The sequence below is a fragment of the Brevibacillus brevis genome (assembly GCF_900637055.1).
Lineage (GTDB): Bacteria > Bacillota > Bacilli > Brevibacillales > Brevibacillaceae > Brevibacillus > Brevibacillus brevis.
This window is the reverse complement of sequence record NZ_LR134338.1, coordinates 400,391-417,500: the sequence shown is the minus strand read 5'-3', so window position 1 is coordinate 417,500 and position 17,110 is coordinate 400,391. Positions and strand designations below refer to the sequence as shown.

17 protein-coding genes (1 of these 17 only partly in view) are annotated in these 17,110 nt (G+C 50.2%); all 17 read right to left on the bottom strand.

Annotated elements, in window-relative coordinates:
• On the bottom strand, positions 1-108 hold the 5' end (the start) of the coding sequence (locus EL268_RS02420; RefSeq protein ID WP_106656785.1) for a DUF1850 domain-containing protein. 417 nt of this gene lie to the left of the window's left edge; the window shows 108 of its 525 coding nt (coding positions 1-108); the start codon lies at positions 106-108; its stop codon lies beyond the left edge, outside the window.
• Positions 109-145: 37 nt separating this feature from the next.
• Positions 146-1,144, bottom strand: coding sequence for a TAXI family TRAP transporter solute-binding subunit (locus EL268_RS02415; RefSeq protein WP_174769449.1), 999 nt, complete (start codon positions 1,142-1,144; stop codon positions 146-148).
• Between the two features lie 184 nt (positions 1,145-1,328).
• Positions 1,329-2,696: a sigma-54-dependent transcriptional regulator gene (locus EL268_RS02410; protein ID WP_106656786.1), complete on the bottom strand. Its 1,368-nt coding sequence runs from the start codon at positions 2,694-2,696 to the stop codon at positions 1,329-1,331.
• Entirely contained in the window at positions 2,671-4,602 is a 1,932-nt protein-coding gene (locus EL268_RS02405) for a transporter substrate-binding domain-containing protein (protein ID WP_232030229.1), read from the bottom strand. Before EL268_RS02405 ends, EL268_RS02410 begins: the two co-directional genes overlap by 26 nt.
• A gap of 245 nt (positions 4,603-4,847) precedes the next feature.
• Positions 4,848-5,492 carry a bifunctional phosphoribosyl-AMP cyclohydrolase/phosphoribosyl-ATP diphosphatase HisIE gene (gene hisIE / locus EL268_RS02395; RefSeq protein ID WP_106656788.1) on the bottom strand — a complete coding sequence of 215 codons (645 nt, stop codon included), beginning with the start codon at positions 5,490-5,492 and terminating at the stop codon, positions 4,848-4,850.
• Positions 5,489-6,247, bottom strand: a complete 759-nt coding sequence (hisF, locus tag EL268_RS02390; protein WP_017252223.1) for an imidazole glycerol phosphate synthase subunit HisF — start codon at positions 6,245-6,247, stop codon at positions 5,489-5,491. Before hisF ends, hisIE begins: the two co-directional genes overlap by 4 nt.
• Positions 6,237-6,986, bottom strand: a complete 750-nt coding sequence (gene hisA / locus EL268_RS02385) for a 1-(5-phosphoribosyl)-5-[(5-phosphoribosylamino)methylideneamino]imidazole-4-carboxamide isomerase (RefSeq protein WP_106656789.1) — start codon at positions 6,984-6,986, stop codon at positions 6,237-6,239. Before hisA ends, hisF begins: the two co-directional genes overlap by 11 nt.
• A complete protein-coding gene (hisH, locus tag EL268_RS02380; RefSeq protein ID WP_106656790.1) occupies positions 6,983-7,597 on the bottom strand; it encodes an imidazole glycerol phosphate synthase subunit HisH in 615 nt (204 codons plus the stop codon). The genes hisA and hisH overlap by 4 nt, the downstream gene beginning before the upstream one ends.
• A 1-nt stretch (position 7,598) precedes the next feature.
• Complete coding sequence (gene hisB, locus EL268_RS02375) at positions 7,599-8,198, bottom strand: imidazoleglycerol-phosphate dehydratase HisB (RefSeq protein ID WP_106656791.1); 600 nt, start codon at positions 8,196-8,198, stop codon at positions 7,599-7,601.
• Positions 8,195-9,493: a histidinol dehydrogenase gene (gene hisD, locus EL268_RS02370; protein ID WP_106656792.1), complete on the bottom strand. Its 1,299-nt coding sequence runs from the start codon at positions 9,491-9,493 to the stop codon at positions 8,195-8,197. Before hisD ends, hisB begins: the two co-directional genes overlap by 4 nt.
• 19 nt (positions 9,494-9,512) lie before the next feature.
• Positions 9,513-10,160 (bottom strand): ATP phosphoribosyltransferase, encoded by a 648-nt coding sequence (gene hisG, locus EL268_RS02365; protein ID WP_007718296.1) that lies wholly within the window; start codon positions 10,158-10,160, stop codon positions 9,513-9,515.
• Positions 10,161-10,163: 3 nt separating this feature from the next.
• Complete coding sequence (locus EL268_RS02360; protein WP_106656793.1) at positions 10,164-11,339, bottom strand: ATP phosphoribosyltransferase regulatory subunit; 1,176 nt, start codon at positions 11,337-11,339, stop codon at positions 10,164-10,166.
• Between the two features lie 181 nt (positions 11,340-11,520).
• Positions 11,521-12,024, bottom strand: a complete 504-nt coding sequence (locus EL268_RS02355; RefSeq protein ID WP_047069713.1) for an acyltransferase — start codon at positions 12,022-12,024, stop codon at positions 11,521-11,523.
• Positions 12,025-12,039: 15 nt separating this feature from the next.
• A complete protein-coding gene (hprK, locus tag EL268_RS02350) occupies positions 12,040-12,975 on the bottom strand; it encodes an HPr(Ser) kinase/phosphatase (protein ID WP_007718288.1) in 936 nt (311 codons plus the stop codon).
• Between the two features lie 154 nt (positions 12,976-13,129).
• On the bottom strand, positions 13,130-13,498 hold the full coding sequence (locus EL268_RS02345) for a phage holin family protein (RefSeq protein WP_047069714.1): 369 nt from the start codon (positions 13,496-13,498) through the stop codon (positions 13,130-13,132).
• A gap of 40 nt (positions 13,499-13,538) precedes the next feature.
• The gene (locus EL268_RS02340) at positions 13,539-14,168 is read right to left on the bottom strand and encodes an HD domain-containing protein (RefSeq protein ID WP_106656794.1); all 630 of its coding nucleotides are present in this window, start codon (positions 14,166-14,168) and stop codon (positions 13,539-13,541) included.
• A 66-nt stretch (positions 14,169-14,234) separates the two neighbouring features.
• Positions 14,235-17,102 (bottom strand): excinuclease ABC subunit UvrA, encoded by a 2,868-nt coding sequence (gene uvrA / locus EL268_RS02335; protein ID WP_106656795.1) that lies wholly within the window; start codon positions 17,100-17,102, stop codon positions 14,235-14,237.
• Positions 17,103-17,110 lie beyond the last annotated feature (8 nt).

Below are 17,110 nucleotides of genomic sequence, written 5' to 3'. Positions count from 1 at the left end.
TTGTCGATGAAAATCACGTAATTCCAAATACGGTTGGGGCCCGATTATCATGAGCCCCATCGTCAGCACTAGGAGTAAGCGGATTCGCCATTTTTTCCAGATTTGCATCTTCCTTACCCCCGTTTTCCTCCAGCAAAAGCATCTATCAGTTCAATGCGCCGACTTCCTTGTAGTACTTTTCTGCACCAGGATGAAGGGGAACAACCAAGTTTTTCCCGGCCTCTTTTACATCCACTTCCTTGGCGGCACTATGTGCGGATTTCAATGTTTCCATTTCTTCGAAGAATGTTTTCGTCAGCTTGTACACCTGTTCCTCAGACAAATCACTGCGTACGAGCAGTATATTGCGAATCGCCGCTGTCTGAACCGGTTGGTTATTCTTGTACACACCAGCCGGAATCTCTGCCGAAACAAAGAACGGATACTGCTGAGCCATCTTGTCTACATCAGCCTTTTGAATCGGCACGATTTCCACGTCCTTCGTGGTTCCCAGATCGATGACAGCCGAATTCGGCAATCCAGAGGTTACAAAAGCAGCGTCAATCGTGTTGTTTTTCAACTGCTCGATCGCTTCAGCGTATGACAGGAAATCCGCCTTGATATCGTCGTACGTAATTCCATGACCAGCGAGCACCATGCGTGCATTTACTTCGACACCAGAGTTAGGAGCTCCGACCCCAACCCGTTTTCCTTTCAAATCAGCTACTGATTTAATATTTCTATCCTTCAGCGTCACGATCTGCACGTAATTAAGGTACAGGCCAGCTAGGGCACGCAGGTCTTTGATAGCCCCGCCCTCCTTGAAATTTTCCTGACCCGCATAAGCAAAAGTCGTTACATCTGACATGACAAATGCCACATCGGCCTTTTTCGTCTTGATCAGGTTAATGTTTTCAACAGACGCTCCCGTGGACTGAACAGAGGCATTGTACCCGAGCTTATCCTTGTAAATTTTCGCCATGGCACCACCTAGCGTGTAGTAAGGCCCTGAACTACCGCCTGTTGCTATCGTAAGAAAATTTTGTTCAGTGGCACCGCCACTTCCTGATGCTGCACCGGGCGCGGCTGACTGCCCCCCACATGCTGTTGCCGTAAGAACAAGCAGAGCGGAAGTCAAAATCGCTAGCATTTTGTTACGTATCATCTTCAAATACCCCCTTCTATTTACGCAAAAATGGAACCGCTTTCATTTATCTGTTAGTAGCAACTCTTATGCCAACATGGATTAGCCAAGCGTACCCGTCCTTTTTACGGTACATCTAACTCGCTGTAACAAAAATCCGGCAAAAAAGTCCCGTCCATGCGGAATTTTTTGCCGGATCGCTCCTCTACTCTTTCTCGAAGTACTGTTTCAGCTTTTGCCGTAAGCCTCGCTCACTGATTCCCAGTTGATCAGCTGTCTTTTTCCGATGACCATCGTTTTTTTCCAGCGTATACAGAATGAATCGCCGCTCCACTTCCTCCAACGAGATGCCCTCGGGAATCGTCAGCCCGTCTTTATTCGACTGAACAGATCTTACATTACTCCGGCGTTCAATCAGTGCGGGAGGAAAATCCTCCATAGTCAGCTTGTCCCCTTGGGAAAGTGCCACGGCATATTCCACAATATTCGCCAGCTCACGTACATTGCCTGGGAACGTATACGCGTACAGCCATTTTCTCGCTTCCGGTGTTAACGACTTCGGTCCTTTCCCCATTTCCGCAGCCATGCGCTGGAGAAAATGTTCAAGCAGCAACGGGATATCTTCAGTTCTATCACGCAGAGGTGGTGTACGAATGGGAATGACATTAAGCCGATAAAACAGATCCTCGCGAAACGCTCCCCTTGCCACTTCAGCTTCCATCTGCCGGTTGGTAGCCGCAATAATCCGAATATCAACTTCTTTGGCTTCGTATCCACCTAAAGGAGTAACCCGCTTTTCCTGAATGACACGAAGCAGCTTTGCTTGCAGAGAAAGCGGCATTTCGCCTATTTCATCGAGAAAGACCGTTCCGCCGTGCGAACGTTCGAACAATCCCTTTTTACTTTGATAGGCTCCGGTAAACGTCCCTTTTTCATATCCAAACAGCTCACTTTCCAGCAAGGCTTCAGGGATTGTCGCACAGTTAATGACAGAAAAAGGTGCATGCCTGCGGTTCCCCTCATGATGAATCGCCCGAGCCACTAGCTCCTTTCCCGTACCGCTCTCCCCTGTGATTAAAATACTGGAAGAGATATCCTTTACCTTTTCGATCAAGTGAAACAGCTTTTCCATTCGCGGACTTTTGCCGAGAATTCCTGCGTACGATTGCTTTTGGTGAATTTGCTCGCGTAAAGTTTGTACTTGTCGCTGCAAATACTGATGCTCCATCGCTTTATTCAGCAAGAGCTTGACCTCTTCCAAATGCAAAGGCTTGGTTAAATAATGATAGGCCCCTGCCTTCATCGCTGCTACAGAGGACTCGATCGTGCCATATGCCGTCATCATAATGACGGTGATCTGTGGACGTGTCGCCTTTAATTGGGGCAACAACACCAAACCACTGGCAGTTCCCAGACTCTGGTCCAGAAGCACACAATAAATTTCTTCTGCCTGAACGATTGCCCTGGCCGTCTCAGCATCGTTCGCCGTCCATATATGGTAGTCATCCTCTAACGCAAACGACAACGATACGCAAATAGAAGGTTCATCATCGACGATCAACAGCTTCTGCATCGTGATCCTCCTGTCCAAAACGCAGTGTAAATGTCGTACCTACTCGCGTAACACTGCTTACCTCCAACTGTCCGCTATGTTCACGCATTATTTTTTGACTTACGTACAAGCCGAGGCCAATCCCTTGCGACTTCGTTGTATAAAACGGTTCGAACAGGCGCGACTGCTGTTCTTTTTGCATGCCTTCACCCGTGTCTGAGATCGTGATCCATACACCGTCTCTCTTCTTGCCAGCCTTTATCTGCAACTGCTTTTCAGTGCTCCCCGCCATCGCCTCCAGCGCATTGAGCATCAGGTTGATCAGCACCTGCTTGATTCTGCCCCGATCTACCTGTAGTTCCAGCTGATCGGAGATATCTACGACAATATTCACCTGTTCACTCTCAAATCGTCGGACAAACAGTCCGACGACCGAATAGACCAAGTCTGCCACGCTCGTGCTCTCAATGAGAAGTGGCTTGGAACGGGAATAATCAAGCAGTTCCTCGACAATGCGATTCATCCTCTCCAATTCCTCGGGCACAAAGCGAAGCAATTCAGAGCGAAAGCGCGGGTCATCCACCTTTTTGGGCAATAGCTCAATGAATGTTTTTACCGCTGTCAACGGATTGCGCAACTCATGTGCGATTCCCGCCACTAATTGCCCCAATGCGTGCATCTTCTCTTGAGAGATCAGTCTTGTCTGCATTCTTTTTTGTTCGGTTCGATCCTGGACAGTGACAATCCACCCCACATGCTCGGACATGGCGTTGAGAAAGGGGGCCACATAATAATGAAAAACAAAGGATCGCTCATCATGGATTTCACCCTCATATTGACGTCTGCGATCCAAACAGCATGCATCCCACGGCAGTTGAGGAAGGACATCGAGGATATGGCGTCCCAACATTTCTTTCCGTATGGGGAGCATGGTGATCGCCACTTGGTTGACCAATGTGATGTACCCTTGGGTGTCGAGTGATAAAATCGCACTATCCGTATGATCCAGCACCTTCCGCTGAAAAACCATCACGTCAGCCAATTCTGCCGTCCGTCTTTTCACTTCTGCCTGCAGCCTTTTGTTCCACAGAAAAAAGGTGAGCAAAGACACGATCCCAACTGCCAAAACGAGTAGCAATCCGATGACTAGCTTCCGCCACCAATCCGTTAAATGAGGCGAATATGGTTCAAAATAGTGACTGTACAAGCGCGTATAGGTTCCATCACGATAGAGCTGATTCAGACCCTCATTGAGCTTGTCCAACAGCTCCGAATGTCCTTCTCTCACGGCGAATGCGTAATCAGTCGGATTAATGAGTCCAGAGCGCATCGAATAGTCTTCCCAACGATTCTCTTTGCGCAAAATATACTCCGCCGTCCAGCGATTTCCGAGGAACGCATCAGCACGCCCGCGCGTCAGATTCGCCAGCGCCTCTGGTTGACTGAATGAAACGATCATTTTCACTCTTCTGACACTTTCGAGCAAATCCATGCTCGTGTGGGCCCGCTGTACAGCCACTACCTTTTCCGACAGCTGGTTCAAGGTGTATATCCCTTGATCATCACGCGGGACGAGCAGCACCTCAGACATCGTAAAAAACGACTCACTAAAATCAAATACTTGATCGTATCGATTGGTGTACTTCATTCCCAACAGCACGTCCACCTTACCTGCATGTAAAGCACCAACTGCCTCTTCCCATTCCAGCGGCACGTATTCCAGCTTCCAGTCATTTTGGCTTGCAATCGCCCTGATGAGATCAATCGTAAAACCCGTAAACTCTCCATCTGGTTCCATCGAGGAAAAAGGGGGGAGAGATTTGTCAAAGGCAACCCGTACGATCTTCTCCTCCGCTTTGACCATCTCGGGAAAAAAACCGATCAAGAAAAGCAAGAAGAGAAGCCAATGCCCTCTTTTGTAACCCAAATCCATCCCTCCTTATGCAAATGCCGCTAGTGAAAAATAAACAGAGATCTATTTCTTTGCTTGCTGGTAAAACTCTTCGCGCAGTAGACCTATCATGATGGTGTCGTAATACTGCCCGTCGTATCCAGCTGCAAGTGAAGTGAGCTTGAATTTGTTCATGGTCACCACACCTCTCGCAATAAGATACCGATTATTCTAACAAAAAAACCACGCTCTGGAAACAGAGGTGGTTATTACTTTATCTGTTAACGACGCCTTTGAAGCTCCGTCAGTACTTCATCCAGCGGCAGCTTTTGCTCCCGTAACAGAACCATCAAGTGAAAGATCAAATCAGATGCCTCGTACCGCAGTTCCTCACGACTTCGATTTTTCGCGGCAATAATGACCTCGGCAGTCTCTTCCCCGACCTTTTTCAGGATTTTGTCTACGCCTTTTTCGAACAAGTACGTGGTGTAGGAGCCTTCCGGGCGCTCTGCCTCCCGCGCAGCAATCAGTTCTTCGAGCTCGCCCAGGATCGCAAACCGATCTGCTTGTACCGGCTCACCATCTGTATGCGAGAGAACTTCCTGCGAGAAACAGCTGTAAGCTCCCGTATGACAAGCAGGCCCATTCGGCTCGACCATCACAACCAGTGCATCTCCGTCGCAATCATACCGCATAGAGACGATCCGCTGTATATGACCCGAAGTCTCACCCTTGTGCCACAACTGTTGTCGGGAACGGCTCCAAAACCATGTTTCTTTGGTCGCCAATGACTTTTGTAGCGATTCTTCATTCATATAGGCAAGCGTCAAGACTGTCTTGCTCCCGGCATCCTGCACGATGACAGGGATCAAGCCCTTTTCGTCAAAACGCAATTTTTCCACTGCAAACGCTTCTGCTCCTGTCATGGTCGTACGACAACTCCTTTGGTTTGCAAATACTCTTTCACCGAGTGAATCGACGTTTCGTCATAGTGAAAAATGGAAGCGGCCAACGCGGCATCTGCCTTTCCTTGCGTCAGCACATCGTAAAAATGCTCCCTCGAGCCCGCTCCCCCAGAAGCAATGACCGGAATTCCAACCGCTTCTGATACTCGCTTGGTCAATTCGAGTCCAAAGCCTTTCTTTTCTCCATCGTCGTCCATGCTGGTCAAAAGGATTTCACCCGCTCCGAGCGCTTCTGCCTCCTGTGCCCAACGGATGACGTCTCTCCCCGTCGCATTCCGTCCACCGTGGGTATACACTTCCCAGCGATCTTCCCCAACACTTCTCGCGTCGATCGCCACGACGATACATTGTGAGCCGAAGACCGTCGCTCCCTCGCGGATCAATTCCGGACGCAAAACAGCCGCTGTATTCAACGAGATTTTGTCCGCACCCGCACGCAATATCCTTTTCATATCGTCTACGCTGTTAATGCCACCACCCACCGTGAAAGGAATCGTAATGTTTGCAGCCGTTTTTTCTATGACATCCACCATCGTCTTGCGCCCTTCGTGGGACGCAGAAATATCGAGAAAGATCAGCTCGTCCGCTCTCTCTTCGCTATATTTTTTTGCCAGTTCAACCGGATCTCCTGCATCGCGAAGTCCGACGAACTGCACGCCTTTTACCACCCGTCCGTCTTTTACATCGAGACACGGGATGATTCGTTTAGCCAGCATGCGATTCACGCCCCTCCATACGCTGGAGCGCTTCTTCCAATATAAAAGCGTCCGTGTAGAGTGCTTTGCCAACAATGGCGCCAGAGACTCCGTCCGAAGCATGGGCAGCCAGCGTCAACAAGTCATCCAGTTGGCTAACGCCTCCCGAGGCAATCACCGATTTACCTGTAGCCGTCGCCAACGCTGCAATTTCTTCTACATTGGGTCCTGTCATCGTGCCATCACGGGCGATATCGGTGTAAATAAACGTCTCGGCGCCATACGTAACCAACCGCTTGGCAAGCTCTGTTGCTTGCACTTCTGTCGTGGTCAACCAACCTCTGGTAGCCACCAGCCCATTCCGGCAGTCCAGACCAATCGCGATTTTGTCCCCATAGCTTTGAAGAATCCGCTTCGTAAAAGGCTCGTCTTCGATAGCAGCAGTCCCGACGATCACGCGCGCGACACCCGCTTCCAAATAGTCCGCGATCTGCTCTTCTGTTCGAATACCGCCTCCTACCTGCACGGGTACAGGGATCGAGCGCGCTATCTCCTTGATGAGCGCTGCATTTGCAGGCTTGCCTTCCTTTGCCCCGTCCAAATCTACGAGATGAACCCAGGACGCGCCTTGCTCTACCCAGCGCTTCGCCATCGCGAGCGGTGAATCAGCGTACACGGTCTCTTGCCCGTAATCTCCTTGGAAAAGTCGAACGCACTTGCCCCCGCGAATATCGATCGCCGGATAAACGATAAAGCTCATGTCAAAACCCCCTCGCATTGAACGGCAAAGTTGCGCAGTAGCAGCATTCCTGTCTCTCCGCTCTTTTCCGGGTGAAACTGCATACCGTATACGTTGTCACGATTCACAATGGCTGTGACCTCCTGGTGATAGTCACTCGTCGCAAGCAAGACATCAGACTCGCACAAGACATGATACGAATGGACAAAATAGACGTAATCGCCATCCTGCACACCGTTTAGTAACGGTTGCTTTTGCTTTATCATCAGTTGGTTCCAGCCCATGTGCGGTACCTTGTAATCCCCGTGAAAACGAACGACCTCACCACCGAGCAGTCCCAAGCCCGTATGCGCGCCATGCTCCGCACTTTTCTCAAATAAAAGCTGCATGCCGAGACAAATGCCCAAGATCGGACGACCAGATACTGCGTATCCCTTGATTGCTTGCTCTAATCCAAGCTCACGTATGTTGGCGATAGCATCTCCGAACGCCCCAACTCCCGGCAAAATCAACCCGCTATATTTTTGCAGACGCTCTGCCTGAGATACGAACTCATACGAATAGCCCAGCCTTTCCAACGCCTTGCTCAAGCTGTACAAATTCCCCATGCCGTAATCGATGATGCCGATCATGTTACAAAACCCCTTTTGTTGACGGGACCCCTTTTACACGCGGATCGATCGTCGTCGCTTCATCCAGTGCACGGCCCAGCGCTTTGAAAATCGCCTCGATCATGTGATGCGTATTGTGACCGTAGTGCAGGATCACATGCAGATTGATCCGCGCCTCCAGTGCGAGTTTCCATAAAAATTCGTGCACCAGCTCCGTCGGAAATTGACCAACCATATTTGTGGGGTACGCAGCGCGATATTCCAGATGAGGGCGATTGCTAATGTCAATCACGACCTGCGCGAGCGCGTCATCCATGGGGACAAACGCATTTCCATAACGCTTGATGCTTTTCTTGTCTCCCAACGCTTCCCGCAGAGCATGCCCAAGACAAATCCCGATATCCTCCACCGTGTGGTGATAGTCGATTTCGATATCTCCCTTTGCCTTGACAGTCAGATCAAAATGTCCGTGTCGGGTAAACAGGTCTAACATGTGATCCAAAAATGGTACACCCGAATTTTGCTTGCTCTCACCCGCGCCGTCTACCCCAAAGAAAAGCGCGATCTGCGTCTCATTCGTATTGCGTTCGATCTGTGCTGCACGTTGTTTCCCTTCACTCATCTCTTTTCACTCTCCTGCTCTTCGGTCTCAAAATCTCGCAATCGCGCAAGGATCGCTCGACCGTGCCCAGACAATCCTTCCTGCTCGGCCAGTGTCACAATTTTATGTCCATTGTCTCGCAAATCTCGCTTGCTGTAGGAAACAACACTCGACTTCTTGATAAAATCATCGACGGATAATGGCGAGGAAAATCGCGCCGTTCCATTCGTAGGAATCACATGATTGGTACCGGCAAAATAATCACCGACTGGCTCTGAGCTGTATGGGCCTAGGAAAATCGCGCCTGCATTTTCCACTTTGCCGAGATACTCAAACGGCTCCGCCACCATGATTTCCAAATGCTCGGGGGCGATACGGTTGATGACGGCAAAACCTTCGTCCAAATCGTCGACGAGTAAAATAGCGCCGTAGTCGCGTATCGCCGCTTCCGCAATCGATTTGCGTGGAAGATCGGAAAGCTGTCGCTCGACTTCCTGTGACACCTGCTCCGCCAACGATTGTGATGTCGTAACCAATATAGCGGCTGACATCGGATCATGCTCGGCCTGAGACAGCAGGTCTGCCGCGACGTATTGCGGGTTGGCCGTCTCATCTGCGATCACCGCAATTTCACTAGGCCCTGCCACCATGTCGATACTGACCAATCCGAAAACTTCTCGCTTTGCCAGTGCCACGAAAATATTGCCGGGGCCAACGATTTTATCAACCGCTTTGATTTGCTCCGTTCCGTAGGTCAGTGCCGCAATCGCCTGTGCTCCGCCTACCTTGTATATCTCGGTCACACCTGCAATTTGGGCCGCCACGAGGATCGCCGGATTAATTTTCCCATCCGCTCCTGGTGGTGTCGTAATGACGACTTGTGGAACACCTGCGATTTTGGCAGGGATGGCATTCATCAATACACTGGAAGGATAAGCTGCCGTTCCTCCTGGTACATACAATCCAACGCGCTGCAATGGACGTATCAGCTGGCCCAGCAATGTGCCACTCTCTTTGGTGGTAAACCAGGACTGACGCACTTGTCGCTCGTGAAACGCCCGAATATTTTCGGCTGCTTCTTCCAATGCCGCTTTGACATGTGGAGAAACGAGCTCACTTGCTTCAGCAAATTCGCCTTCGCTCACGCGGAAGTTTTGTAGAAGCACACGATCAAATCGTTCCGTGTAATAGCGCAGCGCTTCGTCCCCTTGCTGGCGAACCGAGGTGAGAATCGCCTTCACCGCCTCTTGCTGTTCTCTCGTCCCTGCGTCTACCGATCGTTTTCCGTCATACTGGCTGGCTGACATGATACGCATAGCTGTCTCCCCTTTTTCTCTAGTTCCCGCGAGGAATGACCTCTAAAAATTTTCCGGCAATCTCGTCCACCGCTTCACTTTTCATCCGATAGCTGGCTCGATTGGCAATCAGTCTCGTGGTAATTTCACAGATGCTCTCCAGTTCAACCAATCCATTTTCCCGCAATGTCCTGCCTGTTGAGACAATATCCACAATACGATCAGCCAGTCCAATCATCGGTGCAAGCTCTACTGAACCATTCAGCTTGATTACCTCAACCTGCTGTCCTTGCTCACGAAAATAACGTGACGCAATCTTCGGATATTTCGTCGCAACACGCAGTGCTTCCGTCGGTTTCCAATCTGGCAGACCCGCTACCATCATTCGACAATAGCCGATATGCAAATCCAACAGCTCGTAAACATCTCGTTCTTCTTCCAATAAAACATCCTTGCCGACCACGCCAACGTCAGCCACCCCATACTCTACATAAGTAGGAACATCGGTAGGCTTTGCCATAATGAATTCAAGCTTGGCATTTTCCACAGGGATGATCAGTTTACGAGAATCTTGTAGATCCGCAGTGACCTGCAAGCCAGCTTGCTGGAGGAAGTGGACGGCCTCTTCAAAAATCCGCCCTTTTGGCATGGCGATCGTCAGCTTTTGGTCGTTTTTCGTGAGTGCCATCTCCTACTCCTCCTGTTGTGTCATGCAAATGACCTTGGTATATCCCGCTTCTTGTCCAACCTGTTTCTCATCGCTTCTGGAAACGAGACGTGTCACTACTACGAGCCCGTCTTCACGCAATTGCTGTGCCTCTGCCAAAGCGGCGCTGCGGCAATCCTCCGTGTAAACAAGCAAAACTCGCGCAGATGCTTGCCTTTTTACAAAAGGAGTGACCTGAAGCAGCCGATCCATCTTGATCGCAAAGCCTGTGGCGGATGCAGCACGCCCAAATTGGGAGAGCAATTGATCGTAGCGTCCTCCGCCCAAAAGCGGAGAGCCCAAATCTGCGGCGTATCCTTCGAAAACGACGCCTGTATAGTAGTTCAAATTGATGATCAGATTGAAATCGATCAACAAATCTTCCGTTACCCCGTAGGCTTCTAATGACTCCCACAAGGAAGCAATCGTCTCGACTGCCCTTCGTGCCTTTCCGTTGCCTGCCAGATCGCGGGCGACCTCAATCTTCCCTTTTCCCCCTTGCAGGCGCAACAAGGATTCCAATCGACTTTTTGCCTCCATAGGGATGTCTACTGTCGCAAGTAGCTGCCGGAAGCCAACGAAGTCCCGCTCGTACAAAAACTGGCGGAATTGATTGCGAACATGCCCATCCTCAATCTCTTCCTCCAAAAGACCGTCGACAAAATCGACATGTCCAATGGCAATGCGAAACGTTTCCACACCCGCTGCCCGCAAGCAAAACACAGCAAGCGCAATGGCTTCCGCATCCGCATCGACAGACGCATCTCCAATCAGCTCGATTCCGGTTTGTGAAAACTCTGCATTCCGTCCCGCTTCCTTTTCTTGTGCCCGAAACACATTTGCCTGGTAATACAACCGAATCGGCAATGGAACATCTTTATAAAGGGAGGAAACAACCCTCGCAATTGGCGTCGTCATATCCGGACGCAGGACTACGGTGTGGCCTTGTTTATCCAGGAGGCGAAACATCCGGTCTGTGAGTGTCGCACTTGCTGCTCCTACCGTGTCGAAGTACTCCAGAGAGGGTGTGGATATTTCCTCATAGCCCCATCTCTCGATACACTGCCGCAGCTCCCGCTCCAAGTGCCGTTGTTTCACCAGTGATTCCGGCAGTATGTCCCGCATCCCGAGCGGCTTTTCGAATCCCAACGGCTTTGCCATCCTTGTTCCCTCCATCACATTCGCTTTACTCTGCTAATATGGTAACAAACTAAAGTGTTATGAAGAAGATTACCACGTCGAGAATCTTAGGTCAACCAAGATGAGAATAGTCGGAAAATTTCACCCAAAACAAAAAACCGCCAGGATAAACACCTGACGGCTGATCAAAAGGGAAGAGGCGCTACATGCCTTCTTCTTCTGAAGCTTTCGTTCGAATGAGCTGCATGGGATTCCCACCTACAAAGGCACCAGGCGGAACATCTTTATGAACAACCGTACCCGCTGCGACAATGGCCCCTTTGCCAATTGTTACTCCCGGCAAAATGGTAGTGTTGGCCCCCACCAGGACAGCATCCTCAATAATCACTTCTCCCAAGCGGTATTCATCTATCAAATATTCATGGGCAAGTATGGTCGTATTGTACCCGATCACGCAATTACGACCGATCTTGATTTTCTCGGGAAACATGATATCCATCATCACCATCAACGCAACCGCACTATGCTGCCCTACTTCCATACGCAAAAATGTGCGGTACATCCAGTTCTTCCACGAAACGATCGGCGTATATCGCGAAAGTTGGATGACGATGAAATTTTTCATGACTTTCCAGAAGCTTACCGTTCGATACATGTGCCAAAGCGGGTTTACCCCATTTACGGGATAACGTGTTGTCTTCCTCATATGCGTCTCTTTCTCCTACAAGTCAGAATCGGCATCTTCCAAAATGGCATTCGACTGTTTACGTGTGAAGTGCATCGCTGCGTTGTAACCCATCCGTTTCAAACGGAAGTTCATCGCTGCAACCTCAATGATGACTGCCAAGTTTCGTCCTGGTCGAACAGGAACGGTAATAATCGGAATTTCGGTATCCATGATCTTCAATGTTTCCTCATCGAGCCCCAACCGCTCGTACATTTTATGAGGCTCCCATAGCTCTAGCTGAACAACCATCTCGATGTTTTTCACATTGCGCACGGCACCTGCACCAAACATCGTCATAATGTTGATAATCCCCACACCGCGGATTTCCAAGAGATGCTGAATCAGCTCAGGAGCACTACCGCTTAGCTGCCCGCCCTGAGTCTGCTTAATCTCCACTGCGTCATCTGCTACGAGTCGGTGTCCGCGCTTTACAAGCTCAAGTGCAGCCTCACTCTTCCCGATCCCGCTCGATCCCATAATCAAAACGCCGACGCCGTAAATGTCTGTGAGTACCCCATGAATCGTCGTCGTTGGTGCAAGACGATTCTCCAGAAAGTTGGTCACTTTCCCGACTAGCGTCGTCGTTGCCAGCGGGGACTGAAGGACAGGTACCCCCAACCGATTGGAAACGTCAATCATCTCTTCAGGCACCATCTGATTACGGGTCACACAGAAGCAAGGAACCTGGCTTTGCATGAGAAAATTCATCCGTTCCAGCCGTTCCTCTGGAGTCAGCGTTTGAAAAAAGTTGATTTCCGTCAAGCCGAACAATTGAATCCGCTCTTCCGCATAGTACGAATAGTAACCGGCTAATTGCAGGCCGGGACGACTCAAATCCGTTACGGTAATCTCACGCCCCAAGCCCTCTTCCCCGCTCAAGATCGTCATATTGAAATGGTCCACTAAATGGCTCACATTCGTCTTACGCATGAAGCTTCCCCCTCACATGGGATTTTCCGTCCCTATGGTTGTGTCTCTATTGTATCGAAACCTCTGTACTTACGACAACCTAATAAGACCTCGCATCTTTTTAGGCAAAAGCCCCGCGACTCGTTTGAGAGAATACGGGGCTTTTGCGAATATACTACCTCTTTTCTTTTTTCATCCCTACCACCACTTCAATGAGGTAGCCAAAAATACTCATCAGTGCTGCAGCCACGATGACAGTACCAATGTTGTCAGGCCATGGCCCCACTTCAAATCCATCAATAAAGTAGGCAGTCAACGCAAACGTCACGGCATTAATGACAAACCAGAACAATCCGATCGTCAATACTTGCAAGGGAAAAGTAAAAAACAGCAGAATCGGTCGAATCACTGTGTTGACCATCCCCAAAATCAACGTAGCCCATAGTGCTACTGTGAAATTCGCGACATAAATGGAATGGAACCAATTGCTGATCAAAAGCAGCGCAGCCCCATTTAAAAGCATTTTGATTATCCAGCGGCTCATGGTGCATTCCCCCTGTAACAGTCTTGCCTTCGCGCAACGATTAACGAATCCCCGTTACTTCCCATTCCCATTGCTCAAAAAACGTTGTCATAAATCGATGCCTGTCTTCGGCGATTTTCTGGGCAGTCTTGGTGAAGAGCTTGTCTTTGATGCGTTGCAGCTTCCACGTGTATTCTTTATAAGGTGTATGCTGATTCGGGTCATCCGATTGTATGGGCTGCCCAATAACCCCAGTATAAGCAAAAACCCGAGCCACTCCAATAGCCCCAATCGAATCCAGCTTGTCAGCATCAAACAGGATCTTTTCTTCCAAGGAATGTGGAGGTCGGTCTTTACGAAAACGATGGGCGAGAATGGCAGACTGTACACGTGAGATGAATGCTTCCGTCATACTGCGTTCGGAGAGCCATTCTCCTGCTAGTCTCGCGCTGATTTCGGCATGGCACTCACCTGTTTGCCGTTCTTCTGCTCTCCCGATATCATGCAGCAAAGCAGCGAGGCGCAGCACTTCCATATCTGCCCCTTCCTCGCGGCCAATTCGCTCACACATCGCCATCACACGCAAATTATGCTGCCAATCGTGAGCAGGATCTTGTCCATCAAAGCACCTCTGTGCTTCTGCCACCAGATCGGCAGGTAATGCGGCAAGAGAATCCTTCACGTAATCCATCTTTTCCTCCCCCTTTGCGTCCACCTAGCAAAGATGCCCCCCTGAATCAGGGAGGCTGTCTCTCGATTACTTCGAAACGAATTGCTCTAGCTTGGCATTCGTCCGTTCTCTATCACGTTCCAAAATCGGCTTCAAATAGATACCCGTATAAGAGCCTTCCATTTTTGCCACTTCTTCCGGTGTTCCCGTTCCGACAATTTCTCCGCCACGGGTACCACCCTCCGGCCCCAAATCCACGATGTAATCCACCGTTTTGATGACATCCAGATTGTGCTCGATGACCAGCACTGTATCGCCGTTTTCTACCAATCGTTGCAGTACCTTCAGCAAACGATCGATATCATCTGTATGCAGACCGGTTGTCGGTTCATCCAAAATGTACAAGGTACGTCCAGTGCTGCGTCGATACAGCTCGGAGGCCAGCTTGACGCGTTGTGCTTCACCGCCAGAGAGCGTGGTAGCAGGCTGTCCAAGCTTCATATATCCCAGTCCTACGTCGACGATGGTCTGTAGCTTGCGCTCAATCTTCGGCAGATTGCGGAAAAACTCTACCCCATCCTCGATCGTCATTTCCAAGACATCAGCAATGCTCTTGCCTTTGTATTTCACATCGAGCGTCTCGCGGTTGTAGCGCTTGCCATGGCAAACTTCGCAAGGCACATACACATCCGGCAAAAAGTGCATCTCGATTTTAATGATCCCATCACCGCTGCACGCTTCACAACGGCCGCCCTTGACGTTAAAGCTGAAGCGTCCTTTTTTATAGCCGCGCACTTTGGCTTCATTGGTGGAAGCAAACAGGTCGCGAATGTCGTCAAAAACACCTGTATACGTCGCCGGATTGGAACGTGGTGTACGACCAATTGGAGATTGATCGATGTCGATCACCTTATCCAGATGCTCCAGTCCCAGGATGCGACGATGCTCACCTGGCTTCACCTTTGCCTTATTCAAATCACGAGCCAGTGTCTTTTGCAAAATTTCATTGATCAGCGTACTTTTTCCTGAGCCAGATACACCTGTTACGGCAACAAAAACGCCTAGAGGAAGCTTCGCAGTGACGTTTTTCAGGTTGTTTTCCTTCGCGCCCTCAATCTTGATCCATTTGTCCGAAGGCTTGCGACGCTCCATCGGTACGGGGATGAATTTGCGCCCGCTCAAATAAGCACCCGTCAAGGAGTTAGGGTCCTTCATGACTTCTTCCGGGGTTCCTGCCGCTACGATTTGACCGCCATGTATGCCAGCGCCCGGGCCAATATCGATAATATAATCGCAGGCCATCATCGTATCCTCGTCATGCTCGACGACGATCAATGTATTCCCCAGCTTGGTCATATGCTCCAACGTCTTGATCAGACGGGCGTTATCCCGCTGATGCAATCCGATACTCGGCTCATCCAAAATGTAGAGAACGCCCATCAGGCTAGAACCGATCTGTGTAGCTAATCGAATCCGCTGCGCTTCTCCCCCGGACAGTGTTCCCGCCGCCCGGCTCAGTGTCAGGTAATCCAGTCCGACATCAATCAAGAAGTTCAGTCGCGCCTTGATTTCTTTTACGATCAGGTTCGCGATCTTCGTTTCCCGCTCTGTCAGTTCCAGCCCATCGACAAACTGATGTGCATCGAGAATCGACAGCGTAGTCAGCTCGGAAATGCTCCGCTCCCCGACCTTTACCGCCAAGCTCTCCTGACGCAAACGTTGGCCTTTGCAGACAGGACACGCCTTTTGGCTCATAAATCCTTCGATTTGCTCGCGGATGTAATCCGAGCTGGTCTCCAGATGACGTCGTTGCAGGTTGATGACGACACCCTCGAACGGTACGACTGCCTCGCGCACTTGCCCGAACTCGTTCTCATAACGGAAGTGAATTTTTTCGCCTTCACTGCCGTACATCAAGATTTGTCGGTGCGCTGCCGTGAGCTCCTCATATGGCACATCCATCCGAATGTTAAAATGGCGACAAGCCGATTCCAGCAATTGTTGATAGTAAGTAGAAGTCTTCGGCTCCCATGCGCCAATCGCCCCGTCATCGAGCGTCTTCGTCGCATCGGGAACGACCATATCCGGGTCTACCTCCAGCTTGACACCCAATCCGTCGCACTCCGAGCAAGCACCAAACGGGCTGTTAAAGGAGAAAATCCGCGGCTCCAGCTCTCCGATGGAGAATCCGCATACCGGGCAAGCATGCTTTTCACTGAACAGCAGCTCTTCTTGCTCCATCACATCGACGATGACCTTGCCATCTGCTAAACGAAGTGCCGTTTCCAAGGAGTCTGCCAGACGAGACTGTACATCCGGCTTTACGACAATCCGGTCAACGACAACCTCAATGTTATGCTTCTTGTTCTTTTCCAGCTTGATGTCTTCGGACAAATCGGTAATTTCACCATTGACCCGCACACGGACGAAGCCTTGCTTGCGGATGTCCTCGAGCAGCTTGACGTGCTCTCCCTTACGACCTTGTACCATGGGAGCTAGAATCTGCATTCTCGTGCGCTCAGGATACTCCAATAGTCGATCAACCATTTGTTCAATGGTCTGGGATTGGATCTCGATACCATGCTCCGGGCAAACCGCTCTACCGACACGCGCATACAAAAGGCGCAAATAGTCGTAGATTTCCGTAACCGTCCCTACCGTGGAGCGAGGGTTGCGGCTCGTCGTTTTCTGGTCAATCGAGATCGCAGGGGAAAGTCCCTCAATCGAATCCACGTCCGGCTTGTCCATCTGCCCGAGAAATTGACGGGCGTATGCAGACAGAGACTCGACATAGCGTCGTTGTCCCTCTGCGTAAATCGTGTCAAAAGCGAGCGAGGACTTACCCGAGCCAGACAAACCCGTCAAAACGACGAATTTGTCCCTCGGAATGACTACATCAACATTTTTCAGGTTGTGGGCACGTGCACCCTTTACGACAATATGTTCTAATGGCATGAAAAAAA